General features: G+C 53.6%; 1 protein-coding gene. It reads right to left on the reverse strand.

Features of this window, described 5'->3' with window-relative positions; all coding sequences use genetic code 11:
• Nucleotides 1-160: 160 nt before the first annotated feature.
• The gene (locus tag AACY44_RS27555; RefSeq protein WP_339531525.1) at nt 161-1105 is read right to left on the reverse strand and encodes a hypothetical protein; all 945 of its coding nucleotides are present in this window, start codon (nt 1103-1105) and stop codon (nt 161-163) included.
• Nucleotides 1106-1262 lie beyond the last annotated feature (157 nt).

A 1262-nucleotide genomic window follows, 5' to 3' on the forward strand; every position in this document is an offset into this window, starting at 1 on the left:
GAGCCGATGCTGTAGTTTCCGATGTCGAGAAACACCTCGTTCTTGCGCCAAATGGTGTTGAGCACATCCGAGGGTTTTTCACCGGTGGGAATGGGCAACGGCGCCAAGTAGTCATTGCGCGCAAACAGCCGTTTTTTCGTGGTGCCTGCCGGTGGCGTACTCATGCGCGGTCCTTGGGTTGCACGGCCAGTTCTGCTTCACGTTTTGCGATGGCTTCTTCCAACTCAGGGGAGCGCTTGGCCCATTGCTCGGGTGGTAGCGGCCTGGACCATTCGATGATGTCGGGGTAAAGCAGATCAGGCGGCGGGTTCAGTTTCCAGCGTTCAAGGACATCTATCAGTAGCGTATTAAAAATAAAAATCCCGCAGAAGCCTTCCCACAAAGCAGTTATTAACCAGCCTCTCAACTTCGCAGCCTTGATAAGGTCGTCCAGGTAGGTAGCCCATATTCCTTTAGATCTGTCGAAGCGTGCCGTCTGATCTTCAACAGCGTCCGGCCCAATCTCCATATAGCTACGCATGCACTCCCACAACGCCATGGCCGTGGTGCCGCCACCACAGTTAAACCCGAACCAAAAATGCTTGTTATCCTCCTTGGCCTGCGGGTCAGGATTGTCAAAGCCTATGATCAATAAGCCCATCGTAGCTTTACCCGCCTGACTCACCGACGACTGCTGCGTGGCCGCCGCCGTCACGCTTTCCCAGGGGACAATCCAGTACTCGCCATCCTCTCGTGGCACACACACTTCGCGGCGTTGCCGATTAAAACGCACCGGCAACGGCACCTCGCGAAATAAACCTTGGATAACAAACCAGATAGGAAGAAGCATAATAATTGAGCCCAAGATCAAAATATCTTGGCTGAAGTCAGAGTTAAGATTTCGGGTAAAGTAAGACATGGCTAATACTGTCATTATACTAGGCCAAATCACCATAACTGCTGAGCCGATGCTGTAATTACCGATATCGAGAAATACCTCGTTCTTGCGCCAAATGGTGTTGAGCACGTCCGAGGGTTTTTCACCGGTGGGAATGGGCAACGGCGCCAAGTAGTCATTGCGCGCAAACAGCCGTTTTTTCGTGGTGCCTGCCGGTGGCGTACTCATGCGCGGTCCTTGGGTTGCACGGCCAGTTCTGCTTCACGTTTTGCGATGGCTTCTTCCAACTCAGGGGAGCGCTTGGCCCATTGCTCCGGTGGCAGTGGTTTGGACCATTCGATGATGTCGGGATAGGGCAGGTCTGGCGGCGGGTACAGCTTTTTCC

The sequence above is a fragment of the Pseudomonas sp. RA_15y_Pfl1_P11 genome (assembly GCF_963970975.1).
In the GTDB taxonomy this organism is placed as follows: Bacteria; Pseudomonadota; Gammaproteobacteria; order Pseudomonadales; family Pseudomonadaceae; genus Aquipseudomonas; species Aquipseudomonas tritici.

Bases quoted from the DNA above. Each gene is read 5' to 3' on its own strand.
- AACY44_RS27555 (WP_339531525.1), bottom strand. From the start codon at position 1,105: ATGAGTACGCCACCGGCAGGCACCACGAAAAAACGGCTGTTTGCGCGC.